The 24,928-nt window shown below is 46.0% G+C and carries 37 protein-coding genes; 2 read left to right on the plus strand and 35 right to left on the minus strand.

The annotated features are described in order from the left end of the window. The 34 genes from ACFIL7_RS08130 to ACFIL7_RS08295 form a co-directional block, all read right to left on the minus strand. On the minus strand, positions 1-726 hold a 726-nt coding region (locus ACFIL7_RS08130), incomplete at its 3' end, for a DUF4815 domain-containing protein (RefSeq protein ID WP_375683499.1). 1 nt (position 727) lies between these two features. Further along, complete coding sequence (locus ACFIL7_RS08135) at positions 728-1,834, minus strand: phage tail protein (protein WP_375683500.1); 1,107 nt, start codon at positions 1,832-1,834, stop codon at positions 728-730. Next, entirely contained in the window at positions 1,834-2,715 is an 882-nt protein-coding gene (locus tag ACFIL7_RS08140; protein WP_375683501.1) for a baseplate J/gp47 family protein, read from the minus strand. The genes ACFIL7_RS08135 and ACFIL7_RS08140 overlap by 1 nt, the downstream gene beginning before the upstream one ends. Next, positions 2,708-3,088 carry a GPW/gp25 family protein gene (locus ACFIL7_RS08145; RefSeq protein WP_375613760.1) on the minus strand — a complete coding sequence of 127 codons (381 nt, stop codon included), beginning with the start codon at positions 3,086-3,088 and terminating at the stop codon, positions 2,708-2,710. Before ACFIL7_RS08145 ends, ACFIL7_RS08140 begins: the two co-directional genes overlap by 8 nt. Positions 3,089-3,091: 3 nt before the next feature. Further along, positions 3,092-3,292 carry a hypothetical protein gene (locus ACFIL7_RS08150; RefSeq protein ID WP_015856807.1) on the minus strand — a complete coding sequence of 67 codons (201 nt, stop codon included), beginning with the start codon at positions 3,290-3,292 and terminating at the stop codon, positions 3,092-3,094. 12 nt (positions 3,293-3,304) lie between these two features. Further along, entirely contained in the window at positions 3,305-3,898 is a 594-nt protein-coding gene (locus ACFIL7_RS08155) for a baseplate assembly protein (RefSeq protein ID WP_375683502.1), read from the minus strand. Further along, positions 3,895-4,416 (minus strand): hypothetical protein, encoded by a 522-nt coding sequence (locus tag ACFIL7_RS08160; protein WP_375672111.1) that lies wholly within the window; start codon positions 4,414-4,416, stop codon positions 3,895-3,897. The genes ACFIL7_RS08155 and ACFIL7_RS08160 overlap by 4 nt, the downstream gene beginning before the upstream one ends. Beyond that, positions 4,413-4,907, minus strand: a complete 495-nt coding sequence (locus ACFIL7_RS08165) for a phage virion morphogenesis protein (RefSeq protein WP_375633874.1) — start codon at positions 4,905-4,907, stop codon at positions 4,413-4,415. The genes ACFIL7_RS08160 and ACFIL7_RS08165 overlap by 4 nt, the downstream gene beginning before the upstream one ends. Before the next feature lies 1 nt (position 4,908). After that, complete coding sequence (locus ACFIL7_RS08170) at positions 4,909-5,331, minus strand: gp436 family protein (RefSeq protein ID WP_375683503.1); 423 nt, start codon at positions 5,329-5,331, stop codon at positions 4,909-4,911. Positions 5,332-5,346: 15 nt separating this feature from the next. Beyond that, a complete protein-coding gene (locus tag ACFIL7_RS08175; protein ID WP_375683515.1) occupies positions 5,347-6,312 on the minus strand; it encodes a capsid protein in 966 nt (321 codons plus the stop codon). 12 nt (positions 6,313-6,324) lie between these two features. Continuing rightward, a complete protein-coding gene (locus tag ACFIL7_RS08180) occupies positions 6,325-6,666 on the minus strand; it encodes a hypothetical protein (RefSeq protein WP_375683504.1) in 342 nt (113 codons plus the stop codon). Further along, positions 6,663-7,676: a phage protease gene (locus tag ACFIL7_RS08185; protein ID WP_375683505.1), complete on the minus strand. Its 1,014-nt coding sequence runs from the start codon at positions 7,674-7,676 to the stop codon at positions 6,663-6,665. The genes ACFIL7_RS08180 and ACFIL7_RS08185 overlap by 4 nt, the downstream gene beginning before the upstream one ends. A gap of 434 nt (positions 7,677-8,110) precedes the next feature. Beyond that, positions 8,111-9,316 carry a phage minor head protein gene (locus ACFIL7_RS08190; RefSeq protein ID WP_375680803.1) on the minus strand — a complete coding sequence of 402 codons (1,206 nt, stop codon included), beginning with the start codon at positions 9,314-9,316 and terminating at the stop codon, positions 8,111-8,113. Beyond that, positions 9,309-10,889, minus strand: coding sequence for a DUF935 domain-containing protein (locus ACFIL7_RS08195; RefSeq protein ID WP_375683506.1), 1,581 nt, complete (start codon positions 10,887-10,889; stop codon positions 9,309-9,311). The genes ACFIL7_RS08190 and ACFIL7_RS08195 overlap by 8 nt, the downstream gene beginning before the upstream one ends. A gap of 12 nt (positions 10,890-10,901) precedes the next feature. Next, the gene (locus tag ACFIL7_RS08200) at positions 10,902-12,524 is read right to left on the minus strand and encodes a hypothetical protein (protein WP_375683507.1); all 1,623 of its coding nucleotides are present in this window, start codon (positions 12,522-12,524) and stop codon (positions 10,902-10,904) included. Beyond that, entirely contained in the window at positions 12,517-13,098 is a 582-nt protein-coding gene (locus ACFIL7_RS08205) for a phage protein Gp27 family protein (protein ID WP_375683508.1), read from the minus strand. Before ACFIL7_RS08205 ends, ACFIL7_RS08200 begins: the two co-directional genes overlap by 8 nt. Continuing rightward, on the minus strand, positions 13,061-13,417 hold the full coding sequence (locus tag ACFIL7_RS08210; protein WP_375612320.1) for a hypothetical protein: 357 nt from the start codon (positions 13,415-13,417) through the stop codon (positions 13,061-13,063). The genes ACFIL7_RS08205 and ACFIL7_RS08210 overlap by 38 nt, the downstream gene beginning before the upstream one ends. Next, positions 13,414-13,728, minus strand: coding sequence for a DUF2730 family protein (locus tag ACFIL7_RS08215; protein WP_375633887.1), 315 nt, complete (start codon positions 13,726-13,728; stop codon positions 13,414-13,416). The genes ACFIL7_RS08210 and ACFIL7_RS08215 overlap by 4 nt, the downstream gene beginning before the upstream one ends. Then, positions 13,725-13,940 carry a hypothetical protein gene (locus ACFIL7_RS08220; protein ID WP_375633720.1) on the minus strand — a complete coding sequence of 72 codons (216 nt, stop codon included), beginning with the start codon at positions 13,938-13,940 and terminating at the stop codon, positions 13,725-13,727. Before ACFIL7_RS08220 ends, ACFIL7_RS08215 begins: the two co-directional genes overlap by 4 nt. After that, positions 13,933-14,271, minus strand: coding sequence for a hypothetical protein (locus ACFIL7_RS08225; protein ID WP_375672107.1), 339 nt, complete (start codon positions 14,269-14,271; stop codon positions 13,933-13,935). Before ACFIL7_RS08225 ends, ACFIL7_RS08220 begins: the two co-directional genes overlap by 8 nt. Further along, on the minus strand, positions 14,264-14,551 hold the full coding sequence (locus ACFIL7_RS08230) for a hypothetical protein (protein ID WP_375612317.1): 288 nt from the start codon (positions 14,549-14,551) through the stop codon (positions 14,264-14,266). The genes ACFIL7_RS08225 and ACFIL7_RS08230 overlap by 8 nt, the downstream gene beginning before the upstream one ends. Next, a complete protein-coding gene (locus ACFIL7_RS08235) occupies positions 14,548-15,129 on the minus strand; it encodes a glycoside hydrolase family 19 protein (protein ID WP_375683509.1) in 582 nt (193 codons plus the stop codon). Before ACFIL7_RS08235 ends, ACFIL7_RS08230 begins: the two co-directional genes overlap by 4 nt. 87 nt (positions 15,130-15,216) lie before the next feature. After that, a complete protein-coding gene (locus ACFIL7_RS08240) occupies positions 15,217-15,624 on the minus strand; it encodes a helix-turn-helix domain-containing protein (RefSeq protein WP_375648297.1) in 408 nt (135 codons plus the stop codon). A gap of 6 nt (positions 15,625-15,630) precedes the next feature. Continuing rightward, entirely contained in the window at positions 15,631-16,248 is a 618-nt protein-coding gene (locus ACFIL7_RS08245; protein WP_375683510.1) for a regulatory protein GemA, read from the minus strand. Positions 16,249-16,258: 10 nt separating this feature from the next. Beyond that, the gene (locus tag ACFIL7_RS08250) at positions 16,259-16,882 is read right to left on the minus strand and encodes a DUF3164 family protein (RefSeq protein WP_375613741.1); all 624 of its coding nucleotides are present in this window, start codon (positions 16,880-16,882) and stop codon (positions 16,259-16,261) included. A 14-nt stretch (positions 16,883-16,896) separates the two neighbouring features. Further along, positions 16,897-17,148 carry a hypothetical protein gene (locus tag ACFIL7_RS08255; protein WP_375683511.1) on the minus strand — a complete coding sequence of 84 codons (252 nt, stop codon included), beginning with the start codon at positions 17,146-17,148 and terminating at the stop codon, positions 16,897-16,899. Beyond that, positions 17,145-17,408, minus strand: coding sequence for a hypothetical protein (locus ACFIL7_RS08260; protein WP_375660954.1), 264 nt, complete (start codon positions 17,406-17,408; stop codon positions 17,145-17,147). The genes ACFIL7_RS08255 and ACFIL7_RS08260 overlap by 4 nt, the downstream gene beginning before the upstream one ends. Continuing rightward, positions 17,405-18,436: an AAA family ATPase gene (locus ACFIL7_RS08265; protein ID WP_375647629.1), complete on the minus strand. Its 1,032-nt coding sequence runs from the start codon at positions 18,434-18,436 to the stop codon at positions 17,405-17,407. Before ACFIL7_RS08265 ends, ACFIL7_RS08260 begins: the two co-directional genes overlap by 4 nt. Before the next feature lie 336 nt (positions 18,437-18,772). Next, positions 18,773-20,755: a transposase domain-containing protein gene (locus tag ACFIL7_RS08270; protein WP_375683512.1), complete on the minus strand. Its 1,983-nt coding sequence runs from the start codon at positions 20,753-20,755 to the stop codon at positions 18,773-18,775. Further along, positions 20,752-21,210 carry a hypothetical protein gene (locus ACFIL7_RS08275; RefSeq protein ID WP_012232200.1) on the minus strand — a complete coding sequence of 153 codons (459 nt, stop codon included), beginning with the start codon at positions 21,208-21,210 and terminating at the stop codon, positions 20,752-20,754. Before ACFIL7_RS08275 ends, ACFIL7_RS08270 begins: the two co-directional genes overlap by 4 nt. Continuing rightward, complete coding sequence (locus ACFIL7_RS08280; protein WP_375683513.1) at positions 21,207-22,163, minus strand: ParB/RepB/Spo0J family partition protein; 957 nt, start codon at positions 22,161-22,163, stop codon at positions 21,207-21,209. Before ACFIL7_RS08280 ends, ACFIL7_RS08275 begins: the two co-directional genes overlap by 4 nt. After that, positions 22,163-22,561, minus strand: a complete 399-nt coding sequence (locus ACFIL7_RS08285) for a hypothetical protein (protein WP_375683514.1) — start codon at positions 22,559-22,561, stop codon at positions 22,163-22,165. Before ACFIL7_RS08285 ends, ACFIL7_RS08280 begins: the two co-directional genes overlap by 1 nt. Next, complete coding sequence (locus ACFIL7_RS08290; protein WP_273755279.1) at positions 22,545-22,685, minus strand: hypothetical protein; 141 nt, start codon at positions 22,683-22,685, stop codon at positions 22,545-22,547. Before ACFIL7_RS08290 ends, ACFIL7_RS08285 begins: the two co-directional genes overlap by 17 nt. Positions 22,686-22,758: 73 nt before the next feature. Then, a complete protein-coding gene (locus ACFIL7_RS08295; RefSeq protein WP_005864619.1) occupies positions 22,759-23,064 on the minus strand; it encodes a helix-turn-helix transcriptional regulator in 306 nt (101 codons plus the stop codon). 147 nt (positions 23,065-23,211) lie between these two features. Here ACFIL7_RS08295 and ACFIL7_RS08300 point away from each other — a divergent pair, with 147 nt between their 5' ends. Both ACFIL7_RS08300 and ACFIL7_RS08305 read left to right on the plus strand, forming a co-directional pair. Continuing rightward, positions 23,212-23,739 carry a helix-turn-helix domain-containing protein gene (locus ACFIL7_RS08300; protein ID WP_375633712.1) on the plus strand — a complete coding sequence of 176 codons (528 nt, stop codon included), beginning with the start codon at positions 23,212-23,214 and terminating at the stop codon, positions 23,737-23,739. Between the two features lie 79 nt (positions 23,740-23,818). Further along, complete coding sequence (locus ACFIL7_RS08305) at positions 23,819-24,337, plus strand: helix-turn-helix domain-containing protein (protein WP_375633711.1); 519 nt, start codon at positions 23,819-23,821, stop codon at positions 24,335-24,337. A 99-nt stretch (positions 24,338-24,436) separates the two neighbouring features. Here ACFIL7_RS08305 and ACFIL7_RS08310 read toward each other — a convergent pair whose 3' ends face one another. Beyond that, a complete protein-coding gene (locus ACFIL7_RS08310; RefSeq protein ID WP_375633710.1) occupies positions 24,437-24,592 on the minus strand; it encodes a hypothetical protein in 156 nt (51 codons plus the stop codon). Positions 24,593-24,928 lie beyond the last annotated feature (336 nt).

A 24,928-nucleotide genomic window follows, 5' to 3' on the forward strand; every position in this document is an offset into this window, starting at 1 on the left:
CTCGAGTTCTTCATGACGCAAAGCCGCTAAGCGTTTGCGTTTAAAGCCATTGATATTGGCTTCTCCTTCTTGAATACTAAAGACTTGGCAACCGTTATTGGCTCCCAATGCACTTACACGGCATCCCCCCACGATATAATGCCCATGGGCGCGGTCGTACGTCGCAATAGCTTGCATGGCCGGTTCAAGGAGTGAGGGCGATTTTTGATCAATCAAAACGCCATCTTGTAAGATATAGACCGGAAAGAAAGCCCCTTGCTGCTCATCATCTTTGAGAGCCCAGACAAGTTTTGCTGTTTCGCGTGCCGCTCCGGGCTCTCCTTCTGCCAAACTGCCGGCAACTTGCCCCAACAGCTCTGGATCATCCTCATATGTCACCCATTTCTTTTGTAGCTTTACACCAATTTCCACACGCCCAATCATGGCAACATTGTTGAGTACAGCGGGTGCAACGGGGAAAATATCGCCTGCGATATAAATCTTGCCATCCGTTAAAGTGACGGTCTTTGTCTCTTTATTGACAAAAGCATCAGCCCGTTCAACGCGGTCTCCTTCTTGTGCCACAAGGCGCCCCAAGCGGTCATGCCGTCCCCTGATGATGGTTTGAACTTCATTCAGTTCACCACTTTGAATAAAGGGACGCGTGCCATAAAACACCACGCTTTGTTGTTCCTCTTTGCCGCGAGATCTGTCAATTGCAAAGGGTAAACCACTTTCATGCTTCATGTTAAAACCTCAATAAAATTTTGAATTGTTCGCGAACATCAGCACGCAAAGGAATATTGATAGGTGTTTTGAGTATCTCTACACCGCCATTTAGCTCATCAGCCCCTAACCAAAGCTTGCCAGGAGGGGTTTGTTGTGCAAGAGAGCCATGAACGAGAATGGAAACAAACGCTGCTTGTTTCCCGTCAACATCGTGAAAATCTGTGCGTGCTGCCAGAAAAAGCGCCGTGCCCATCGAGGAGGGCTGGAATCTGCCGCCACAATGGCTGTAAACACCATCCAAAGCTTGTTCGACAGGTGCTACAGCATAGCATCTGCGATACCCAATCACGCTATTTTGGCTGTCTCTTAACACGAGATAAAGCGTGCGGTTGCTAAACCACTCTGCCATGAGTATATCGCGTTCATGTTTTTTGACCGAACACCACGGAAAATTTGCCAAATCCCAAGGGTAATCAATTTGGTTCCAGCTTAACTCCTCGTCAAAGTCATCTATCCAATTGCCAATAAGCTTGCCTTCTTCTTTTTCCAGCGTGTGATTGATCTCTGTTGTGCGTCCAAAGGAAAACAAAGTGTCCCCAGCTGTTAAGTGAACACCGCTTTCATATTCCAACATGCTGTCATCAAACCGTGACATATTGCATTCAACAGCTTGCACATCATAACCATAGGTCCCACGGCGAAAATCAGAGCGCAAACTTTTGGAAAGGTCGGTAATCGCTTCAATAGCTTCAAGGCTTTTGCGTTCAGGCAACTGATCAAAATCAAGTTGAAAGGAATTCCACCATGCTCGCCCCGTCCAGGCGGGTTGAAAGCGTGCCGAAATCCCTAGCCATTCAAGCCCTATCTCTATTGCCGCAAGGGAGCCGCGAATATTTTGCCATGCAAGACCCTGATCAATTAAATCATAAAGGTTAGAGAAATAAGGGGTTAATTCTTGTAAGCCATATTCATCAATTAAAAAGGGCAACCAAGAAGGCGGACGCGTAATAAATTTCGCGCGGGGTATTTCTTCGAGTGCCGTTTTAACGTGAAGTTCAAGAGCCATTGCTTCTGCAAAACAACGTTCAAACAAGCTCGAATTCGGGGGCAAAAGTGAGGAAAGCATCAATAAGCACGCCCCCGTTCAAACAAAACAATATCCCCTAGTGCGACTGCTTCATCAGGTGCGACCAAAATATCCTCAAAAGGTTGCGTTATGTTCACATGGTGAACGCCCTCAACCATCAAGCGGCTTAGTATCCAACTTAAAGACAAATCACGCCCAAGCCTTTGCGCACGCGCCCATTCTGCTCTTAAATTCTGCTCCGCTCTTTCCAAAACAAAGGAGCCTTCATCCGGTAACAACCAAAAATCAGCAGAAACATTGATCATCCGCTGTACCCCGCTTTTTACAAGGATGTGGTCATTGGTCATTTTAACATGGGGGGCATCAAGGGCTGCTTGCACCTTTGCAATTAAAGCCTCATCAGCCACCCCTGAAGGAGCGTCACTAAAAAGCGCAACATGAATAAGCGGACTTTTACCCTCACGATAAACAAAAGCATCTTTGACATGGATATCGCTTGAGAGGGCAAAATATTGGTAACGTGGCGCTGTGCCACCTGTGGAATGTCCTTGTCTATTCAAGCGAATGCGGCGGCGCAAACGCTCATCATCTTCATCCAAAAGGCGCGTGACCCCATGAAAATCCCCCAAATGATCTAAACTTGTTCCATGGGCAAATGTGAGTAAATTATCCCGCGCTACTTCATTAATTCGCTGGCGCAATAGCAACTCTTCATAAGCCGCCGCTTGCAATTGAATGACAACCGGATCATAAGCCGTCTTTTCCACATTATAAGGAATATGATGCGCTGCAAAAAGCTCAGTCAAACGCGTGATCTTTTGCTCTAAAATTGCTTCAACAGAAAGCTCTTCAATAATTTGTGGCAGAGGGAGTTGTGGAGGGGGAATCTGTGAAAAGGATAAAGGTTCAAACTCAGTCATCACCAACCTCTAAATTGATGCTCATTGGCTCTTGGTGTGACCAATCTCCCAAATGCCCATTGGGATAAAAAACACCCGTTAAAACAAAATGGAACGTGCCTTCACGCGTTGCTTTTGTCAGATCAATCCTCTGCAACGAGAACCCAGGCTCTCCACACTCTGGATCATCGAGTGCTTCAACAATTGCTTGATAAAGCTGCATCATCGTCGCAGGATCAGCATTGGCATCTTGGAATGCTCCAACATCACATCCATAATGACGACGCAAAACCCGTGTCCCAATCCTTGTCGTCAGACATTTACGAAGTGACTGTTGGCAATGCGCAAAGCCATATAAAAGAGAGCCATCCTTTTCGCTCATCCCGCACCGCATGCTTTAAGCTCCTTTGCTTGTCTTTGTGGTAGAAACAGTTGGGGGCGCAGAAACAACAGGGGCTGGTTTTTCAGCGATCTGACCAAGCAGCAACGGATATTTAGCCGCTTCCTCACTTAAACAAATTTCCTCACCTTTGCCCGGTGAACGCTTGCCTGCAACAAAATCGGCATTGGTTAAAATAACATAAGTGTTCTCACGCATGATAAAACTCCTTTAAAGGGGGGAAGAGGTTGTGGAGGGACCCATTTTGACCCCACCGTGTTTGTGGCTTGCGCCAACAGATTTTTGATTATGCTGTAAATCTTCTGCTTGAATGTGCACACTGCCCGTTAATTCAACACGGGTTGCTTGATGAGAAAGCACCAAACCTTGTGCACTCAAATGAATTTGGTTTTCCCCATGGGAGAGAATAAGTTCATCTTTTGTCATCCGCAAAGCGCCACCGGCATAACAGAGCGCCAACTCTTGCGGCGAGCGTGCGGGATTAGGCGCATCCTCACTATAGCTATCGCGCACCACCAGAGAGGCAGAACCAATTTCGCCATGGGGGTTCAACAACCGCACCGGATCACCAACATTGAAAGGCATATTGCTGGAAACAGCCCCCGCCGCTTCTTGCGCTTGTAGCCAAGGCGATAAAACCGCTTGTCCATTGGAACCCTGTTCGCAAAGTTTCACCCGCACCCTATGACCATCAACTTGCACAACCCGCCCGATCATGTGCTGGTTGGCAAGACAGCGTTCAAGCGCATCAAGACGCTTCATGATTTGTCGAAAGGTATCACTTAAGAGATGTGCATCATTCATGCCCCCACCTCATTGTCCCATGAAATCAAACCACTTTTGAGTTGTCCCTCATCACAAAAAATATCCTGTCCCAACTGATGCAAATCTTGGTGCCATTCCACCACGCTTATCGATACACCACGCTGCTTAATCGCCGCAGAGATAATCGGTTCAATTTGCACCTCACGCGGGGCACTCAAATGCGTTAGTCCCCACAATTGCCCGCTATGACAAAGCACCGCAATGGCTTCTGCTAAAAGCCAACTGGAAACATCACGCTCTTTACCTGTGGTAATAATAAAAGCCCCTAAATGAAGATCCGCACTCATGTGCCCACTTGCTACAGGATTCAAACGGCTTTCTAACACCGCAACCCGTATTGCTGGAGCCACCAGCATCTGTGTTTCAAGCTCTTCTAAGTTAAAACGTCCAAATTGACAGCCGCAATCACGCACATCCGGTAAAGCGCCTTTAAGGCTCCGTATCACCGCTTCACGAAACTGATTAATGCGCCCTGCTTGTGTGATCGTTTGACTCATGAAAAGACCCTTTCCAGCCAATCTTCTGTCGCTTTGACAATTTCCACTTTATTGTGCTCTGAAAGCCCCAAATAAGGGCGTGCGGGCATGGTCACTTGATGCACACAAATAAAGCGGTGTGCATTGCCGCTTTTAAGAAAAAAGCGCAGTGTCTTGCCATTTTTCGGGCGAATAACCCCACCCAATTGATGAATCCGCGCATAAACCAACCCAGAGCCCACAATCACCTGTTCTGGTGAAGCCTTCATATCAATGGAGCGTGAAAGCGCCCCACTGGCATAAAGAATGGAGGTGCGGGCATAATTGTTTTTCCACTTCTCTCCTTGGGCAGACGTTTTTTCACTTTGAATCCGCCGCCTTGTGCTTTCTTGAATGAGACGCCCAACCCCTTGTGCCAAAGTCCCCATCGAGCTATCAGCTCCCTTTTGCAAAAAGGATAAAGCCGCTTCAAGCCCCATCTCTTTAATCTCAATATGGGTTGCAACAGACATATTATCTTCCCATCAAACGCGGCTTGGCATGAAAAAAAGCCCCATCACGAACCGGTCCATCTTCGCTCATAATTTTAGGTTCATCCACACCCAAACCCGCTTTGCCTTCGGCAATGCGTTTCAGTAAATCAACCGCCTGTTTGTAACGATCTTCAATGGTGGTGGTCAGTGCCGTATGGCGTATGGCTAAATTATAAACAGCAATATTGACACAGATCATACCCAGAGCCGCTGGCTGTCCAACAATGGGAACACAGTAGCGATGAGACAGATGCACATCAATCTCACCACTTGCCTGTTCAAGCGCAAGACCAATGGCTTGCTCTAAAAGAACTGGATCAGAATTCTCATCCATCCCACATAAGTCGGTCAAGAAATCAACGCCCCAGAGCTCTTCAATCAATCTTTTGCTTGCATAAGCCATGTTTAAAAGTTTCCCTTAGACAACTTCTTGCAACAAAACACCGGCATCTTTTGCGGCGACCAATTCACAAACGCGTTCACCAACACGCACCCGTTTACCGCCCGACAAGCCGATATCTGGATCTTGGATCACTCCAGACAAACGCTCGCCTAACTGGGCGCTAAAGCCCCAACTGATCACCGAACCATCTGCCTGTTGTTTGGTAGGATCAATATAAAGCAGAGCAATCTTATTGCCCCAAACGCGTGCCAATTGTGCCGCGCGTCCTTTGCGGGCCAAATTCACTTGCGATTCACCAATGAGTAAACGATCAGAGTGTATTTCCATCAGATCAGCAAATTGCGCCTTGGTGACAAAACCATCAGCAGTGCCACCCCCTTTAACGGCTTTAATGATTTTGGGATGACGTTTGAGTTTTGACCAAACAACTTTGCCCATAACAATGGTGTTGGGTGTATAGACGAGACTTTTATCCATCGCCTCATCTAAAACAGCATAAGGATCAGATTTCTCATAATCGCTAAATTTATTTTCACCCTTAAGCGTAATCACCCGCTCTGGTGCGTAATTTTCACTTCTTTGCACAAGGGCTGCAACACGCACTTCACGCCCAAATTCTAGCAAATTGGCAAGACCTTCTACCGCTGTCTTTTCGGGGTTATAACGAGAGCGTCGCTCTGCCCGTGCGCGTGCCGCTGCTTCAATATCTGAATTGGGGATGAGATCATCAAGTCCGTAATCTTTAACACTAGCTTCCCGTTCAAAGGCAGAAAATTCCACCACATTCGGGCGCCCTTTTCGCCCAACCTCAAGTTCAGGCACGGTAAAATTTTCCGCTAAGGGAAATTCACTATATTTAAACACCTCACTTAAAACACAAACGCGTGGCAAAACTCTATCGCCAATAAGAGAGCCAGCTGGATTGCGATAACCAATAGCAATAGCGGTGAGTGTTGGATCAATGGGAAAAGGTCTGTTCATCATAAGCCTCGATTAATTAATTTTAAAAGAAATAACATCACCAGCAGAACCATCACTCATGGCAATACCAATGGTGCGATCTGCGGCTTCCGCTTTAATGGCGTGTCCTTTGGGGTCAGAGGTCAAAAAATCACCAAAAGAAACATTGCCTCCACAAACCACTTCGCCCCAACCACATTGGCCAACATCAATCATCTCACCAGCCTTGGCTTCACAAGACCCTGCAGTCCCTAATAATTTATCACCCTTACCAGAAGCCGTTGCCACCATTCCCTCAGTGCGCGCTGCAACAATGCAATAAGGTGAAATCACATCTATGGCGCGAAAAGATTTAATCAAAATCATCGTACTCATGATTGGCGCTCCTTTTGTTCGCAAATATACTCAACTGCTTGGCTAATGGTGATGTCGAAGCCTTTTTTCTTCTGCTCTTCCTGGTAATGGCGTGCCGCAAGGGCAACCTCTTCTGGCGCAAGCTTTGGTTCTTGCTTGAGACAAGAGGTCTCCAAAGGACTTCTAGCGGCAAGCGCCGGCAACTTCTCAACCAAACTTTTAAAATGTTCCACGCCCCCTTCAAGGCTACAGAGCGCACGATATTCCTCGCGAGCAGCCGGCAAAATCTTGCCCTCTTCAATGGTCTTATCTAAAAGACTCTCAATGGCACTGTTTTTTTGCTCTTCTTGCAAAAGCGCTAAATCTTCTCGCGCTTTTGTTAATTGGGCATTTAATTCCGCGCGTTCTTTTTCGCGCGCTTTAAGCGTTGCTAAAACCTCATCCGCTTTAGCATCTTCTGCCAGCTCCAGTGCACTGGCAATGGCTGTCAAATCCATCATTTTCTCCATCAAAGTTATAGGGGAAGGCTGTTCACGGCTTAAAGCCGTCATGACAAGGGCTGGACGGTTCACCAAACCAGCACCGGCTAAATTTAAAATTTCACCTTTCTTCGAATGGCGAAACTCCGGCGAAAGATAGCGATATTCTCGGGCAATAATCTTTTTAGCGGCCATATCGGTCCATTTAACACGCCCCCAAATCGCACCATCCCGCTCTGCTAATTCTTCAATCCAGCCACTGGCAGGTGCTTCTAGACCATTTCTCGCACGGTGATGTTGCCCATGCTCATAATCAATCACAAGCGGTCCTTTATTGGCTGCAAAAGCTTTTAAAATGGTTTGCGGACGATAATGCCATTGTCGTCCATCACGAGCCTTCACATGCGGCGCTTTGGGCAAAAGCTCTACCCACTCAGGCGCTTGGCTAACGGTAACGTCTTGGCAAAGATCTATTAACGCGGCATGAAATGTCTCGTCATGACATATCTCAGCATGCCCATCTTCGCCATTTTCGTGAAATTCTTGCTCCATAAACATTGCCTATTGCTTTACAATTGTCATTGGCAATACAATGCATGAAACTTACTCCCACTATAAGTCTGACACTGTCAGTCAAAAGAGCATTTCTCAAAAAAGCACTCTTTTCCCTATTATTCTCCTTGTGAGAGAAACCCCCGTGCCAAACCATCCCATAAAATCGTTTTCAAAGGCACTTCAAAGGCGATAGAGCGCCGTTGTGAAGTTAGAGGTACAATTTATCGTCTTATACAAAAAAAGCCCCTCTCAAGCCGTTTTTTTAAAGATTGCTTTTAAACTTTTAAACTGTTACATTATCCGCGAGGCGTGAGCCAGTTATACCAGGACGGTTTTACCGGATCTGCGAGGAGTTGACCGCCCTCCACGCCTTCTCATTTTCCTCGCCTCTTTTCCATTAAGAACAAAAGACTTTCTTCCTGTTGTTTTCTTTACAACAACCTCTCGCCCTTTTTTTCAGCCGCATCCAATAAGCGTCCAATTTCTCTAGAGCTTTTTTTATGCATGGAGGTCAACCACCATTCTTGTTTGCTTGCCACGAATTTAACTGCTAAGCGCCACCATACCCCATCATTTTCACCCAAAAACACAACGCTCGGTACACCTTTTCGCCTGATAATGCCATGGGGGCGGATGAGCGTTTGAATGGCGCCCCGAAAATCATCCAAGCGAAGATCACGCGCTTGATGCTCTAACAAAATATGTTTCACACTGTCTGCGGATAAGCGAATAAGAGAATTTTCCGCTGCAAAAACATCACGCACCTTTTGGATCATTGGGGCAATGGGAATAAATCCACGCGGCATATGTCCTTCAAACATGGCTTCCAAAAGTGGTGAACCCACAATATCTTCAATGGCAATGCGTTTGTCATTGTCCCCCATCACAGAGACTTTATCACTCAAAAAATTGCTTAAGTTTTGCGCGCGATGTTTCCCAGGATTAGAATGCCAACCAGGATCAATCCCCTTTGGTATCTTCTCAATTTTCCCCGTTCGCTTATTGTGCCAAACCTGCTTTTCAACATGAAGTGGCTCTGCCCCCTCTTCATAGCCTAAATCTTCTGCTTCATAACGGCTTACCTGTCGCACACTACATTTACACCGCCAGCCATTGGGTGGATAAAGCCAATCCCAAACCGGATCATCAACAGGTGCCGTAAACCCCACCCAACTTTCATGTTCTAAACGCTTATGTTCTGAACTCGACAAAGCATAGGTGAGATAGGGCAAAAATTCTTTATTATTTTGTGTGCGCTCCCACTCGCCTGCTGCATGCGCACTCATGGTATTGGCCCAATAGACCGTTTCTAAACGCCGTGGGCTGCCCAATTGCACCACGCTCTTTTCACCAGTTTTGGGGTCAATGCTGGTCTTTTTACCCCACCAACCCTTTTCCTGTAAAATCGGCATCAAATTTTTTTGAAAATCTTGAAAAGGAACTTGATGTTTTATGGCTTCTCCAACCGCTCGCTTAAAATCCTCCAAAATATCATAGCCTAGCGATTTTGCCACCGTAAAGGAAAAGGCATGTTCTTCTGGTGCTATATCACGCCAATCAAAGCTTGGAACAAGTGCCTTGGCTTCAAAATAACGGGTGACCTCTTTAGGGGCGGTTTTAAAAAGTTCCTCATCCATGATACCCAAGCCCACGTGCAATCATTTGTACTTTTGCCAAGCGCGCTGCTAATGCGTGATGATCCATCTCACCTAGCAATTCATCTAAGCCTTTTAGGATATCCTCATAACTTTTTGCTTCTCTCACAAGCTTTTTAAAAGGCTCTAAAAGGGGTTCTAAGTCCTCTTCCCAGTCGCTTAAAGCTTCTTGTGAAAGTCGGTCCAATTCGTCGTGATGTTTTCCACCCTGCTCTTTTGCACCCTTGTCCTCTCTTGTCACAGAAACATCAAAAACACCTCCACAATCAGCACAAACATGAGCCTTTTCTCCCCTCTCATCATCAAGCGCATTATCAGGAGCCTTTAAAACATCCTCTTCCTTTTTTGGTTGCGAAAAACCAATCTTATTGCGCACTTCTTGCGCCCCAACACGCAAACCCAAGGGCACAAGTTTTTCCAGTGCATCACTAATCGCTTTAATATCTTCATTTTCCGAAATCGGCCAATAGACAAGGGGGGCGCGCTCTTGGCGTCCAAAATTAATCTCAACAAAAGGCACAATCAAATCACGATTAGCCGTTAAAGCTAATTGGCGTGCATCAGCTCTGGCAATATCATGGCGCACATTTTCATGAATGCGCGCTTGCGAAAAGGACGAACCATCATCCGTCGTCATGGTTTGCCCCAACACACCTTTAGAAATTTGTCGATCTAAATATTCCGCCTTAGAAGCAAACACCGCATTGCCACTGCCCCCTGCCGCTTCAATAAATTCAATCTCCATCTCTTTGGGAATAATCGCTGCCGCATCACTGGATAAATCACGCACTGCTTGAATGAGAACCCGTCGCTCCTCATGAGAAGAGCTTGCCCCATATTTACCCACACGCAAAGGCATGCCATAAACTTCTAAAAATGCCATCCAATCTTTCAGTGTATAAGACTTGAAGAGAAATGCCCAAGCTGCAAGCCGCGCAAGCCCAGAACGAATAGGCAAACCGCTTTTTAACTTGGGTCTGTGAATAGAAAATTTATAAGCAGGCAATTCACTTCCATTAAAAGACCCCTCTTCTTTTAAACGCAAATGAAAACCATCCCGCCGATCCAATTGAAAAAACCGCTGGTCACGCCATTTCCAAGCAACCGGCCACCATTCCTTGGCACTCTTGTCCCACAAGGTTTCTACAACCGCATAACCTTTCCCCAAAGCATCCAATAAATCCGTCACATAATCATCAACAAAGGTAGGCGCACTGATCACTTCCCGCACCGCATCTGCTATCTTTTTGTCCTGTGCACTATTGCTTGCGGCAATCACTCCAGGCTCCACCCCTGTGAGAGCATTTTTACGCATGCCAAGCACAGCACGATAATGCAAATCACGCTCTTCCATATCATCGGCAAGTTGAAAAAACTGCTCTGGATGCCCCCGTGCTGCCTGTTGCAAAATATCAGCAAGTTGCGCAGGGGTCAGACCACTGACAATGGTTTGTGACCATACATCACGAACACCGCCAACGGTAGGGCTTGCAACTTCTCGCTCCAACCCTTTGATATTCAGCGCCCTGCCCCACTGATCTAAAAGTTTTACCATCTCATCATCCCATCAATAAATCTTTGATCGCATTGTTGAAAAAAAAGGCGTTGAAAAGAGCGAGCTTTCATCAAAACGATAAGCCTCTCTCACAGGTGTATAATCATAAATTTCAGGAGTTTGGCGGCTGGCAAAATAAGCCAAAGCGCAAGCAATCGCGCTATCACCATGGCGCATAAAACCATCACTGCCTTTAAAACGATGATTGTCTGGAATTTTCACAATGCCATTGACATAAGCAAGCGCTTGATGATCGGCAACAATGTCACTATCGCGCGGCAAAACAATGGACCCATCCCCAAAAGCTTCTAAATAAGCCGGCATTTCCTTGCCATACCAACTTTGTGACAAGGGCACTTCCTTCACACAAGCCCCATAACGCTGCGCCGCTTTTTCGGCTAAATAAGCCCCATTGCCCCGCGCATCTAACGCGCCGCCCATCAAACGCGGCAAACCATTCACCCCATAAAATAAAATCTCTCTTTGTTGATCAAACGGCGTATTGCGCAATTCCACCATAAACCGTACACGGCGCACCAAATCTTGTCCCACCTCCATCACCACAATCGATGTCGCATCGCCACTCCGCGCAAAATCAACACCAAAAACATGTTGGCGCCGCCGGTCAAGCCCAGCATGAAGAGGTTTTATATGCTTCTCACACCAAGCAAAAGCAGCAACACTTCGTTGATGTTCCGATTGATTTTTAAAATCATCCACACAAGCAAAACGCAACACTGCAATGTCAGGCGCGCAACAATTTTCAATCTGCAAACGTGTTAAAGCCGCCCCTTCTTGATCGGCTGGTATGGCATCTAATTCTTGGCGCATCGCAGCCAAACGCACCCCATAAGAGGCACGAATTTGCTCTTCCCATTGTTGCTCAGATGCTAAACTCCACACCTCCCCCTTCATGGCACAAACCCGTTTAAACAAGCCATTTTTAACAGCGACACCAAAGGGGTAACAATGCACCGAAAAAGGCACTTTGCCTGCTCGTGCTTCACGGATCAATTCATTGAAAGGATTGAGTACACCATTATGGGTGGAGATCACACGGATCTTGCCTCCCCAAATGAGCAAAGCATTGACAGCATCCAAAACAGCGCGCACATCTTGATGAAACGCCGCCTCGTCAATCACCACAATGCCCTGTAGTCCGCGAATATTTTCAGGGCGGCTAGAAAGCGCCTCAATCCGAAACCCCGAAGCAAAACGCACCCGATAAGCAGAGATATATTTCGTCGAACCATCCGCCCTTTGATCAGAGAATAAAAATTCCTCAACATCCCCACTATGGCTCGTAATTGCCGAAGCAAAATTGCTCACATAGCCAATAAATTCCCGCCCCTTGTCTTTGGTGTCACCAATATAAAAAACATTATCGCCCCTCGCTTCACGTGCCGCCGCCGCAATCAGTGTATCATCCAAAGCTTCTGCAAAAGTAATGCCGGTCCGCCGCCCCTTTTCCACCAGTTTTAACGGGGACTTATCTTCAATCCATGCCCGTTGATGCGCCATCAAAACGCCTTCCGCTAAGGGATCACTCTCTTTGGGAAAAGTACTTCTCTGCCAAATATCAAAACCACTCTGATGTTCACAGCCATGACTTTTTGAAAAGGGCTGTTCAGCCATGTTTTACCCCCAACACCTGCGCACGAATAGCTCGCGCTGTTTCTTCTGAGAGCCCCGCCGCCGCCGCTGCTGCGTCAACCGCTTTACTTGCTTTAGTGGTAAAATCCTTCTCTAATCTTTGCCGTCTGGTGGTCGACAAATGTTCAGCCGCCAACACGCCTTTAAGCGCATTGGCCAATTCTTGTGCTGCCTTTGGCGAAAGGTTTTTCCCACTGCTCAACGTGGAAAAAATCAACTCCTTAATCGCTGCCGCCGTCAAAAGAGTGATATTATCAGAAGCTTTAGCATCAAAGCGCTGCGAGAGGCTTGCTGCAATTTCTCTTGTCTGTTCTAGGCGCCGTGACATCACGGCTAGCCGCAAAGAATAACGATTAAAACTCGAAAAGGAGGGTATAGAAAAGTTGAGACCCGTTTCCTTTCGTAAAGCCTTCAAAGCCGCTTTAAACTCATCATAAATAGCCATTTGCGTCTTCTCACGCCCATTTAAAGCCTCAGCAGCAGCAGCAATAATTTGATCACAAGCTTGCGGCAATAAATCAATCGCCGTTAAACGTCCACGCCCGACCTTGCGCATCCTTCACCTCGTCTTTTATTGATGAACGTTTAGGCCGCTTAATCCCCTCAATGGAAAAGCTCCGGTCTAAATGACGCGCTCCCCGTTCTGTTAATGCCGCAAGAAAAACCGAACCCACACATTTTAACGTAACAGCACCTTGATCTTCCATCCATGCCAGTTCATTATGCACAAAATCGCGATCGCGCCTGATGCCATAACTGTATAAAAGCCGCTCAATCATCGCACTCGATAAAGTTTCACTGCGCTCACAAGCAAGCCCTTTTAAAATAATCAACCGCGCTTCTTCACGGATGATTTTATCCATATCTGCTTTCATTTCTTGGCATTCTCCAACAAAAACTCTTGCAAGCGCTCACCAATGGCTGCCACCGGTTGTAATTGTGCAGAAAGCGTGTTGAGACGACCATTCAATTTCTCCATATTCACTTCCAATCTTTGCAGCGCATCACGATCAGGCAAAAAATCCATCTCTGTTTCTAACTTTTGCACACGCTCTTTAAGCACTGTCATATCTTTCAGCATTTCCCGCGCACCGGAAGAAAAATAGGCTCTCAAAACCCCACAAATCGCAATAACCGATAACAATAAAGACAACCAGCCATTGGCAACACTGATATCCAAATTCACTTAAAAGTCCCCTCTCTTTTGCCTAAAATCGCCCGCTCCGCAGCTTTTCTACGCTGTTCACAAATCAATAAAGCAGCACGATCACGGCTCCAATAATGCACCACTTCGCGCGCATTCAAAGCACGCTCTGGCAATAAAGCTGGGCGGGCACACGCCATGCGAACAACAGGCGGCAACTCAACCGATAAAAAATGATAAGAAAGGCTACCCACCGGCTTGTGTGTTGAGCAAGCGCACACGCTCAAGCCCAATGCCACCGCCAGTAACCGGCAACTTCCCATTGACCTCCTCCATTTTCACAAGCTTTTGTTCCAAAGCCGAAATCACCCCTTGCGCTTGATGCTCAGCTTCAAACGCTGCTTGTCTTTGTCGCTCTTGTACAAGCAGTGCACGTGCTGAAGCCTTGGCAATCTCCAACTGCCAATACAAATCACGCGCCTTTTCCGCTTTTAAAATTTGCGCTTTCATAAAGCCAAAAGCCGCCAACATCACACTGACCAAAAAAAGCAGACCAAAAGACAGTTTTGAAAGTGGGCTAAACATTGCTTTTATCTCCCCACCTCGTTATCTCCACCCCATCATAGGAGCTGCTATGCCGCTTATGGGAATGTTTCCTATTAGAAAAATCCAACGAGCCAAAGCCACGATGCACCCCCAGATTGCCAACAATAATCGCCACCATCGAAGGAATAGAAATGCTCGCCATATCAACAATATGCGGAGCCCCCCACAAACCACCAGAAACGAGCAAAAAAATAACCCCCCAAGCAAACCAAAAAGACCACCATAAATAGAGCCTAGAGCCACGATAAGAAGGTTTCATGCCTTCACCTCGCCTCCAAGCCCCAAAAGCTTTTTAGCGCGGTTTAAATAGGTCAAACGTTGCACAAGACCGTTTTTCCCCCCATTAATTGCTCTAGTAATTCTGAGTAAATCATCTTGATCAGCAAGCCTATTCAAGCCTTTCATTTGCCAAAACCAAACAGCAGACCAAAGCGCTGCTGGAAATCTTTCCACCATTTCTGGAAAAGCCTCACAATCAACAGCTTGTTCATCGACTAAGCGCCAAAACTTCGTAAAACGGCGATAATTATTGCGCCCCGTTAATTGGATCAAACCACGCCCCTTAAAGTGCACCCCATCCCCAGGGTTGACATTGCCTAAATCACGCCGCCCCTCATAAGCGCGCCCAGAGGCATATTCACGCAGGGTAAAAAAGCCATCACTCTCATGGGCACATTGGCTTAAAAAATGGGCAATACGTAAACGCGTCGTTATCCCGCCATAAGATAAAGCTTTAGGCAACACGCGTGCCATTTCAACAATAATAAAATCTTGGCGCGCATGATGCGCCAATTTAGGTGCAAGGCGATGAAGAAAAGAGGCATCTATTGAAATCATAACAAACCACTCAATGCATAAAAATCCATGCGCAGTTTATCGGATTTCAAACCCCCAATATAAGCCTGACACTGTCAGTCAAAACTCTCAATACTCATAAAACTCTGGAAATAATAAACCTTGTGGTTCTTGCAAAGAAATTTTCTTCTTCAAGCGATAGGCTGTGCGCACATGCATACCAGAAACAGCAGCGGCAGCATCAACCGACCAGCCTTTTTGCAACGCTTGCACCATTTTTTGCCGCCGTTCAGCATCTCTGCCAAGGGGGATAAGAAGGCGCACACCCGAACCATTAAAACAAAAATGGTTGATCAATTGCTGCGCCTCTTCAAACCCAACAATTTCAATCAACCAATCCGCACTCTCAAGACGCCCGGGTATATAAACTTCTCGTCCACCAAAAGCCCGCATCATATTCCATGCTGCTTCACTGCCCGCAACATCAGCTATTTCACGCAATAAGGCAGGAAAATCGCTATAGATTTCCTCTTGCATACATGCTTACCCCTCGCCTTTAACACCTTTACGGATTTTCCGCCCCCAAACATTCATCACTTCTCTAAAATCGCCCCCACTCATCTCACCCAAAGCTTTACCACTTAACGCCATAACACTTTGATGAAAAGATTCCACATCAAACACAGCATCCGGATTTAAACACTTCCATTGGGCACACAAAATGGAAATGCTTGGTTTCTTCCTCCATGAATCTTCGCGGTTTTTTCCTCTCCAGTCAACCCCACCCTCACGCTGCAACCAACCTTTCAATGCCTCAATAGCTCTGCATGCATCATCGCTATCGCGTAAAAAACGAACATGATCAATCCCTGTCTGTCTTTTCACAAAGGCAAGCAACGCCTTGTCTGAACGATCACGAATAATGCCAAGATTCCACCCAGCAATCCAGAGCGCCTGTAACTTCTTGGCATATTTACCCTCTAAACGCTTCCCATTCGGCTCAAAACCAAACGCTTTCATTTCAGCGATAACCAAGTGCTTTTCTGAAAAATTCAAATCTTTCGCCGATTGCTTGCCTGTCAAGCGATAGAGCAGTGCGCGATAGGTCTCATCATCAAGACCTAACGCGCGTTTTCCCATATGAAGGACAGCTAAAGACATCTCACCCCCCTCATGTCTTCGCTAGATCAATGGTCACAGCACGCCAAGCGCTTTCTAATGTATCGCGCTCATAAAAACGCACATATTCCTTAGATGTCGTCACACGGATCGCTTCACGAATGGCACGCATCGCCTCTTTCCAGCGTGGATCATCAATATCCAAACGCAACAGCATAAAGATCTCGCCCCGATTCACCTTGCCTTCTTTATCCGTATTAAAAGCACGCGTAATAATCGCACGGATTTCAGGGCGCGCATCCGCAGACCATTCATTCAAACATTCATCAAGAAGGCTTTTGGCAATTTGCAATTGCGGTCCAAAATCAACACTTTCCTGTACCTGCACCTTAATGCGTTGCAAACCATCAAAGCTTGTGTAAGTACAATTGCCCTTTTTGCCACGCCGCTCCACACCATATTCTTGCGCAAGCAAGCTATCAAAATCACTCAAATCCGCAATCGTATGGTTGTTAAAACGTGCAATCCTTGCCGATAACTCTTTCGCAAAACCCATAATTTTGCGCACCGTTTCATCCTCTAACAAATCCGCAGGGCGGATCAAACTTACCGGCACCAAAGCTCCTTTCGCATCCTTCATATAACGCGTACCTTCAAGTTCAATTTGTGGATTCATCACCAACTTCCTCCTTATGTTTTTTGAAACCGACGAAATGGCACAACATCCCCTGAAGAAGGCGCACATCCCGCTTTCAATTGCCAACGACACCGCATAAGCTCATGACCTAAAACGTGGTTATAGCCTGCCAAACGACGCAAATAATCATTCAATTCTCGAACATCTTGTCCATGCATAAAAATGCCATTCACCTCATACTGTAAAAAGGCAGAGCGCAAAGCAATCAAGCACTCTCTCACCATATAGGGGTTACGTTCCATCATTTGCTTCCTCCAAAATCCATATAAATCACACGATTGCTCTCATCCGCATCAGAGCCTTCACACTCAGCCAAAACTTCTGCAACTTCAGCTTCCAAAACCGCATCCGCCTCCCCCAAACGATGAACACTCAACTCCAATTCAAGCAATAACGCCAAATCAACACACAATTTAAGCTGTTCTCCAATATCAAAACCGCATTGATAATCGTCATAAAGACCAACAAGCGTATCGGATAATTCTTTGTCGCATAAAGAGATCATGCCAATTCCTCCACGTCACGGTTTTTCCATGCCGCTTTGACATGTTTCAAAGTCACCTCACACCCATCTCCAAGCGCTGCCATGCGTGCCAACATCATGGTTTTGTCAATTTGCCGCAAAGCTCCAGCCTTTAAGCCTATCCCTGTCAAAAACTTTATCGCACCAACATCTTCAATCCCCCAATCATGAATGCGCGCTGCAATATCCTCACTATAGGGCTTGCGCCGTTTCAAATGCATCGCCAATCGGCTTTTAATTTGTGCATAAGAGGGACCATTTTGACGATGAACCAACCGTCCAGAGATTTCATCATTGCCAACCAAAGCCAACCCCGTACCATTGATATCAACAAAGTGGCGCAACTGATTAATCGCTTCATCCGTTAAATTTTGCGCCTCATCAACAATCAACAATGTTCCGCCACCAACACGCTCTAATTTCTTACCAATCGCACGCGTTAAGCGGGTGGGATTATATTCCACCACTTCCAATTCTGCTGCCATATCATTCAAAATACCGTGAACACTGCGCGTATGCGGGCTTGCTGTCACCAGATAAACATGCGGGCGGGTAGAGCGATAATGGCGGCAAGTTTCGGTCTTACCACTGCCCGCATCAAGCGTAATCATCACCATATCCCCCGTACTTTGTGCCAGTGTTAAAGTATCAATAATCTCACTGGCAATTCGATTCCTCTGAAAGGCTGGTTTTTCAGGGATCTTCTCCAAAAACCCCGCCGTTTCCTTTAAAACCTCAACCCATTGTTGAACCTTTGCATTTTGCTTCCCCAACTGTCCCGCATAACTGCCCGCATACCATTGCGAAAACGTCCCATCCGGCATGCCTATGCGCCGCGCCACCTCTGCTTTCGACCAATCATTCATTTGCCCCAAAGCTCTCACTGCATCCACAAGCTCATTCCATAAAGCAATGTCATCACTGTTGCGGTTTTGTGCTGTGCCATTAGGCTGGATTTTAGGTCGCGCCCAAGGATTTTTATCGACCGTTGCATTTATCGCGTTTTTCATGTATATTCCCCTCTCGTATTGATTTTAGACTGTTGATAAGGGGAAGGGCTCCCACCCGCCCCTTATCTTTTGTCTTTAGAATGAACATTTAAAAGCCGTACGCGATACTAAAACGGCTAACCTTGCAAATCCCCTCTCTTTCTCACACATCGGGGAACTTGCTAACTCCACGCATCTCACCCAATCAGGCAAAGATACCTAGAAACTTCATGTATTGATTAGACTTTTAAAGGATTAAGATTCCTCCCCCCTTTCTTTGTTAACGCTTCAACCTGGTACGCGATACAAAACCAGCTTCCTTTTGAGAATTCTTACAAATCCCCCCTCTTTCCTTTCCTATCGTTTAGGAAACTTGATCACCTCACGCCCCTCATCAGAGGCGGAAAGCTTTCTCAAAGCTTTATGCAAGTGTTGACTGAATTCTTCCTCCCCCAAAACCTCATCATCGTCTGCTTTCAAAGCTAAATTCCCCACATTGTTTGGCATCAAGCGGCTCACCTTTGGCTTTATCGGAAGCTTAGATTTGAACGCTTCATCCTTTTTCTCAAGGCGCCCATAAACATCGGCCAAGTGATCAGGTGCAAGCTTTGCTGCCAACTGTTTTTCTGCTTTAACAGCCTTCACATATTCTTTACGCAAACGCCCATTCAAGCGCGCCGCCTGCTGGTCATAAAAACCTACATCACAAAGGCATGGTGCCAGACAAAGCAACCGATTGTTCAAATCATAAACCCGTAAATCTTGATGCAAATTATCCGGATCAAAGCGTACAATCACTTTTTTCCCCGCATGCTCATTCAACGCCCGCGCCCAATAACGATTGCCATAAAAATGAATCTCCCCCGTACCCTTTTGCGCACGCAACGCCTCAGAGGTTAAAAGCCATAAAGCCCGTTGTGCCGCCGTTGCTTGCCGAATAATCGTCCCCTCGGCTTGCAAGCTCTCAGTAAAGGTCTCATCAAAACTGCGCCCCGCACAATTAACCGCCTTACGCCCTGCTTGCGCATTGTGTGCCACAATTTGCGCCCCAACATGGGCTTTAAACGCTTCAAATCCTATCGCGCGCTTGCCATAATCTTCAGGCTTGGCATCCGGTTTATTGCCCGTATAAGCCCCCGCACAAAAGGGATGTTTAGAAATCGCTTCTGCCAGATCACGCCATGCCCGCTCAATCGGTTTAGACTGTCCGCTATAAGGGGTGGTCCATTGCAATTGCACCCCCAAACTCGTCAAAAGCCCTTGCGGATCATCCGGCTTAATCTTAAAACGAAAACGGTTTTGCACACCTCCAGAAATCCACTTGCTGGTAAAGGCACGCCCATTATCCAAGGTCATACGCTCCGGTATGCCATAAGCTTCCACCATGTCCCCAATCACCAAACGAACGATTTCCCAAGTCTCAGCATCCGATAAGCGCCACGATAAAATCTTGCCCGAATAAAGATCTTGTATCGCTATCAGATAAAGCCGCACAGGCTTCTCTGTCCAAGGAACACTCACAAAAACATCCAGCTTATGCCCGTCCATATTCACAGCTTGCAGTGCATGCAGGCTTGAGCGATCACGCCGTTGGGCTGGATAAAGCTTTTTTGCCTTTTCTTCTCCCTCACGTGCTAAAACCACAACCGCTTTGGAAATTTGCGCCTTAAAACGACGCCGCAAAGCCCGCTCTGAAGGAATGGGCTCAAAACCCCGCTCCTGTGCAACCGAAACCATGCGCCGATAACACGCCGAAAAAGCAGGTTTAGAGGGGCGCAAATAATCCGAACAAAAAACCTCCCACGCCCCCTCATGACACGGCGCAAATTGCGAAACATTCTCCTCACCATAACAAGGCGCTAAAGCTGCCAACCAATCAGGGCGCTCATACCCCTCCACCATCTGCCGCCAATTAAAAAGCGACATCCGGCTCACACCAAATTGCACCGCACTCAAACTTGCCGCATCATGCACACCCATACCGGCATGGAGCAAATCTTCCCAAAAGCAAAGTGCCTTCAAACGCTCTTCACAGCGCCTTTTATGCGCCTTTGAAAGCCCCTCATAACGCACCCAAATACTTGTCTTTTGATCGCTTTTCTCTGTCTTTTCTTCTACACAAATTCCACCTGCCCGCACCAACAACGCCGCCCGCGCCCCCTCCGGCAATAAAGAGATGTGATACTCCCAAACCGGCTTGGTTTTGCCTCCCACTTTCCTCGAAAGTTCAGAGTTTTTTCTCCAATATGCCCGTCCGTGGTTTTCAAGACTTTTATATGTTTTCGGCAACCCTGGCAAAGCTGCCTCAGCCAATTCGGCAATAGTAAACCATTCCTTCATGGCTGCCCCCTTTTAATGCGAACCGGCGTTGCGCGCATGGCTTTCAATTGCGCTGCAATCTCCCGCTGTTCCTGCTGAAGCCGCGCAATTTCTGCTAACCGCGCCTCATCCCCTTGCAACAGCAACAATCCATCTTCACTCACCACCTCATCCCAGAGCCAAAATGCCTCTGTCGCCCGCACAAATGCCTTAAAACGCGGCAGGGAAATATCCACCTGCTTACTTTCTGCCACATAAGCATCCAAACTCGCCTTACTTAAACACCCAATCCCTAAATAATGCGCCATACGCTCTGCAATCACACTGCGCTCATGCCGGCATTCTCTCAAAGCCCGCGCCATCGCTCGCTTAATGCGTGAGCGAAACCGCCCTAAATCAATCTGCGCAACGGGTTCACGACAAGGAAAAACCGGCTTTTGGAAAAAATCAAGCTGCCCGCAACCATGCCTCTTCATGACAGCACCTCCCCCCGTTCTCTTGCAAGATAAGCGCAAAACCGCGCCCGTGTCTGTGCATCCGCTCTCTGCCACACACCCAATAACTGAGCAAAAACCCGCTCTTGTTCATTAATTTGCGGTGGCGTATTAACCCCATTGACCAAATCAACAGCCCGCCGTAAATCTCCATCAACCTGTTGCAAAGCAATCGCCACCCGCCGTTGCGCAACCGGCTCCATCTTCGCTAATTTTAACAATTGCGCTTGATTATCAGCCAATGCCGTCCCCCGCAAAACAGAGCGTAATTCTGGCTGTAGATGCTGGGCAATACAGTTAAGACGTTTTACAACATCTTGAGAAAAACCAATGCGGTCCGCCACATGTTTAGCAAAGCAGAAAGCGATCTCTTTGCCACTATCTTCATCGGTATGAGAAATTCGGTCAACTTGACCGAATTTTTTTTCATCATGCAATTGTGCAATGTTTGCACTATTGCTCGGTTGAGCAATAGGGTCAACTTGACCCAATTGCTCTAAATGCCCATCACCGTCGATCAAAGGTGCAAGTTGCACCTTTGATTTTTTATTCCGACCAATCTTAATCTCCCCATACTTCTTTTCCCACAATTCGCGGTAAGTCTGGACAAAAAGCGCACGATCAATCACTGACAATTCATTGCGAAAGAGGTTTTCAGCAACCTCTAAAAGCGCGGCATTGTCCTTATCAGCCTGCACCACAACCGCATCAATGTCACTATAGCCCAAAAGCTCAGCAGCACGAAGCCGGTGTGCACCAGCAATAAGCGTGTAATTACCCTCTTTAGCATTAGGGGTATGGCGCACCGTAATCGGATTCATCAATCCCTCCCGCACTATTGATTGTGCAAGTGCCTTGGCATGCTCATCATCCACAGGGCGTATACGCTCCGGCACCACAATCACATCAAGAGCAAGCTTTTGAAACTGTGCCATCACGCCCCCGCCTTTTCCATTTCTCGTAAGAATAAATCCATCGCACGCCCCGCCCATCTTCGATAAGCTTTCGCAAAAACGGGTTCTTCCAAACGCCGGTTAATCACTTGCAAAGCAAGAAAGATAGCAGTCTGCTTCCGTACTTGCATCGCAACAATACGCCGCCGCGGCACCTCAAACTGATAATGCAAAATATGAATGGCAATCTGCCGTGCTAATATCGCATCAAATAAGCCATGCGGGGGGTCAATAACATACCGGATTGGTACATGTCGAAAGCCTCCACTCACTGCTTTTAAAGAACAGGAAAGCATCATTTGTAATCGCTCAGCTTCTGAATAAGGATTAAAAATTTCTCTTTTTGCCTCGGGCGTCCATAAATTATAAGCAGCAACCATAACCACCCCCTATAAAAACAATATGACCACCATCTAATCGCCAGAACCAACCCATGCAAACGGCTGTTCTATGATGCAACTCTATGCAATTTATCTTGCCTATTTCGTACTGATCTTTAGACATTGATAAACCTTTTTATCTTATGGTATTTAAATTCATGGCAAATGCGCAAAAGCGCAAAGCCGTGTAACGAAGTTCAAGCAGCATTCCCGCGCAAAGCAGAATGCGCACGCGAATCTGTATTGGCATGTTTTGCTGCTTTAAAAATGCGACGGCGACTTTTGGGGTAGCGGTCGCTAAAAACCTGCTCGACGGGCAAACCGATAAAATCGGCAATAGCACGTTCGGCTTTCTCGTTAGACCGTGTCCAGATATGTTGAACACTGGATGACGATAGTTGATAAGCTTTCGCGAGCTCCGCCAAGGTCATATTACGGCGGCGTAGCTCGGCTAAAATACTATGGCGATCCCATACTTGGATGCATGTTTGTGTGGTTGTCATAACTTTCGCTCCTGCTTCAAACGGATGCTCAAACCATCCGTTTTTTGTGGGGTTAAATGTATAATAAACGCCCTTCGTATCGGGCTCTAATATGAGGTATATCTACAAATGGGATATTAGTCAACCCCATTTGTAAACATTTATAATATGAGACGACAAAAAAATGAGCCCAAAACTGCATTAGCAAAACGACTCACAGAAGTTAGAAAGCTTGTGGGCTTATCTCGTGATATATTTTCACTTAAAATTGGTATCAGTATTCAAGGGCTTGGAAATTACGAACGCGGTGATAGAACTCCAGATGCAACGGTTTTATCAGCATATAAAGAAAAATTTGGAGTAAACCTGAATTGGCTTTTGACCGGTGAAGATGCAATGTTTATAGACATGATGATGGCTCGGTCTTTCAATATCTCTCCGCCTACCATTCCTGCTGGACTCATGAAAAAGCTTGGTCGTATAGCTTATACAACCTATCGCGATGCTAAAATAAAACTCCCCCCTGAAGATATAGCGGAACTCGCGGCGGAACTTTATAAAAAACTGCAAGAGCTTGTTCAAGACATCAACGACACGGAAGAAGTCGAAGCGACTTTCCCTCTTCTTAAAATTCATTTAAAGCGTCAAATAGAAGCTGAAAGAGTACATCTAGAAGCTACACAAGATACGGCTTAATGCCTCTCTAAGATGAATGGGGAATCTCTTTTTAAAATCCTGTAATTTAAGCTAACCTAAATATAAATAAGGAGCATTTTTGGCACGCCCCGAACTAGAACCTAAAACAGAACTAGCAAAACGATTGCGTGAAATACGACACACCCTTGGTTTCACAGAGCGTAAGCAATTTGCTAGACATTTTGAAATTCCCGAAACGACTATGCGCAATTATGAAACGGGTTTACAAGAACCCCCTGTATCTATAATGCGAATATATAAAGATCGCTGTGGAATATCCTTAGATTGGCTCGTTACGGGTGAAGGTGAAATGTTTAGTAACATGGCAAAAGCGAAAGCAGCTGGTTTTAAAGCACCTACCATCCCTGCTGGTCTCATGAAAAAGCTTGGTCGCATAGCTTATACAACCTATCGCGATGCAAATATAAAGATCCCTCCTGAAGATATAGCGGAACGCGCGGCGGAACTTTGTATAAAGTTGCAAGAGCTTGTTCAAGACATCAACGACACGGAAGAAATCGAGCTTATTTTACCTCTTTTAAAATTGCATTTAAAGCGTCAAATAGAAGCTGAAAAAGAACACTCCAAAACTAAATAAGATACAGCTTAATGCCTCTTTAATATGAAAAATCGATATGAAAATCTTTTTACATTAAAAAAATAATATAACTATTTGATTAATAAGTATATATTGCCTCTAAAAATAGATAATCATCAATAGGTGAAAATCTTTTTTGCTTTTTTGGTTATTTTTGGCTGATTTTGGAATCGATTGAACTTTTGGAGTGATTTTTTTCACAGGGTCTTCAAAGGCGGTTTTCTGGGCTTTCACAGACTTTTCAAAATTTTTCACAGGGTTTTCAAAGACCTTTCAAAGCCTTCTCTCATTTTTACCTTTAAAACGCTCTTTTTTCTAATTTTTACTATTTTTCGCTCTTTTTTACAATTTTAGGTGTCAAAATCTATTTTGACAAAACGCGCATTTAATGCTAAATTTTATACATAAAAACAACAAATTATCACGTATTCCTACCTAATCCCACCTTTTCCCACTTAGTATAAAACCTAGTGTCAAACTACAGCTTGCCAGCGGGTTTTGTATATTTTGCCTGTAGCTTGCCAGCAGGTTTTGTATATTTTGACACTAGGTTTTGTACCAATTTATTTTTTCTCAAAGAGTTTTAAAGGA

This window comes from Bartonella sp. AP3QHHD, from assembly GCF_042195765.1.
Lineage (GTDB): Bacteria > Pseudomonadota > Alphaproteobacteria > Rhizobiales > Rhizobiaceae > Bartonella.

Excerpts from the sequence above, each read along its gene's own strand:
- ACFIL7_RS08135 (WP_375683500.1), bottom strand. The coding sequence starts at position 1,834 with ATGCTTTCCTCACTTTTGCCCCCGAATTCGAGCTTGTTTGAACGTTGT.
- ACFIL7_RS08140 (WP_375683501.1), bottom strand. The coding sequence starts at position 2,715 with ATGACTGAGTTTGAACCTTTATCCTTTTCACAGATTCCCCCTCCACAA.
- ACFIL7_RS08145 (WP_375613760.1), bottom strand. The coding sequence starts at position 3,088 with ATGCGGTGCGGGATGAGCGAAAAGGATGGCTCTCTTTTATATGGCTTT.
- ACFIL7_RS08150 (WP_015856807.1), bottom strand. The coding sequence starts at position 3,292 with ATGCGTGAGAACACTTATGTTATTTTAACCAATGCCGATTTTGTTGCA.
- ACFIL7_RS08155 (WP_375683502.1), bottom strand. The coding sequence starts at position 3,898 with ATGAATGATGCACATCTCTTAAGTGATACCTTTCGACAAATCATGAAG.
- ACFIL7_RS08160 (WP_375672111.1), bottom strand. The coding sequence starts at position 4,416 with ATGAGTCAAACGATCACACAAGCAGGGCGCATTAATCAGTTTCGTGAA.
- ACFIL7_RS08165 (WP_375633874.1), bottom strand. The coding sequence starts at position 4,907 with ATGTCTGTTGCAACCCATATTGAGATTAAAGAGATGGGGCTTGAAGCG.
- ACFIL7_RS08170 (WP_375683503.1), bottom strand. The coding sequence starts at position 5,331 with ATGGCTTATGCAAGCAAAAGATTGATTGAAGAGCTCTGGGGCGTTGAT.
- ACFIL7_RS08175 (WP_375683515.1), bottom strand. The coding sequence starts at position 6,312 with ATGAACAGACCTTTTCCCATTGATCCAACACTCACCGCTATTGCTATT.
- ACFIL7_RS08180 (WP_375683504.1), bottom strand. The coding sequence starts at position 6,666 with ATGAGTACGATGATTTTGATTAAATCTTTTCGCGCCATAGATGTGATT.
- ACFIL7_RS08185 (WP_375683505.1), bottom strand. The coding sequence starts at position 7,676 with ATGGAGCAAGAATTTCACGAAAATGGCGAAGATGGGCATGCTGAGATA.
- ACFIL7_RS08190 (WP_375680803.1), bottom strand. The coding sequence starts at position 9,316 with ATGGATGAGGAACTTTTTAAAACCGCCCCTAAAGAGGTCACCCGTTAT.
- ACFIL7_RS08195 (WP_375683506.1), bottom strand. The coding sequence starts at position 10,889 with ATGGTAAAACTTTTAGATCAGTGGGGCAGGGCGCTGAATATCAAAGGG.
- ACFIL7_RS08200 (WP_375683507.1), bottom strand. The coding sequence starts at position 12,524 with ATGGCTGAACAGCCCTTTTCAAAAAGTCATGGCTGTGAACATCAGAGT.
- ACFIL7_RS08205 (WP_375683508.1), bottom strand. The coding sequence starts at position 13,098 with ATGCGCAAGGTCGGGCGTGGACGTTTAACGGCGATTGATTTATTGCCG.
- ACFIL7_RS08210 (WP_375612320.1), bottom strand. The coding sequence starts at position 13,417 with ATGAAAGCAGATATGGATAAAATCATCCGTGAAGAAGCGCGGTTGATT.
- ACFIL7_RS08225 (WP_375672107.1), bottom strand. The coding sequence starts at position 14,271 with ATGTTTAGCCCACTTTCAAAACTGTCTTTTGGTCTGCTTTTTTTGGTC.
- ACFIL7_RS08230 (WP_375612317.1), bottom strand. The coding sequence starts at position 14,551 with ATGAAACCTTCTTATCGTGGCTCTAGGCTCTATTTATGGTGGTCTTTT.
- ACFIL7_RS08235 (WP_375683509.1), bottom strand. The coding sequence starts at position 15,129 with ATGATTTCAATAGATGCCTCTTTTCTTCATCGCCTTGCACCTAAATTG.
- ACFIL7_RS08240 (WP_375648297.1), bottom strand. The coding sequence starts at position 15,624 with ATGCAAGAGGAAATCTATAGCGATTTTCCTGCCTTATTGCGTGAAATA.
- ACFIL7_RS08245 (WP_375683510.1), bottom strand. The coding sequence starts at position 16,248 with ATGTCTTTAGCTGTCCTTCATATGGGAAAACGCGCGTTAGGTCTTGAT.
- ACFIL7_RS08250 (WP_375613741.1), bottom strand. The coding sequence starts at position 16,882 with ATGAATCCACAAATTGAACTTGAAGGTACGCGTTATATGAAGGATGCG.
- ACFIL7_RS08255 (WP_375683511.1), bottom strand. The coding sequence starts at position 17,148 with ATGATGGAACGTAACCCCTATATGGTGAGAGAGTGCTTGATTGCTTTG.
- ACFIL7_RS08260 (WP_375660954.1), bottom strand. The coding sequence starts at position 17,408 with ATGATCTCTTTATGCGACAAAGAATTATCCGATACGCTTGTTGGTCTT.
- ACFIL7_RS08265 (WP_375647629.1), bottom strand. The coding sequence starts at position 18,436 with ATGAAAAACGCGATAAATGCAACGGTCGATAAAAATCCTTGGGCGCGA.
- ACFIL7_RS08270 (WP_375683512.1), bottom strand. The coding sequence starts at position 20,755 with ATGAAGGAATGGTTTACTATTGCCGAATTGGCTGAGGCAGCTTTGCCA.
- ACFIL7_RS08275 (WP_012232200.1), bottom strand. The coding sequence starts at position 21,210 with ATGAAGAGGCATGGTTGCGGGCAGCTTGATTTTTTCCAAAAGCCGGTT.
- ACFIL7_RS08280 (WP_375683513.1), bottom strand. The coding sequence starts at position 22,163 with ATGGCACAGTTTCAAAAGCTTGCTCTTGATGTGATTGTGGTGCCGGAG.
- ACFIL7_RS08285 (WP_375683514.1), bottom strand. The coding sequence starts at position 22,561 with ATGGTTGCTGCTTATAATTTATGGACGCCCGAGGCAAAAAGAGAAATT.
- ACFIL7_RS08290 (WP_273755279.1), bottom strand. The coding sequence starts at position 22,685 with ATGTCTAAAGATCAGTACGAAATAGGCAAGATAAATTGCATAGAGTTG.
- ACFIL7_RS08295 (WP_005864619.1), bottom strand. The coding sequence starts at position 23,064 with ATGACAACCACACAAACATGCATCCAAGTATGGGATCGCCATAGTATT.
- ACFIL7_RS08300 (WP_375633712.1), top strand. The coding sequence starts at position 23,212 with ATGAGACGACAAAAAAATGAGCCCAAAACTGCATTAGCAAAACGACTC.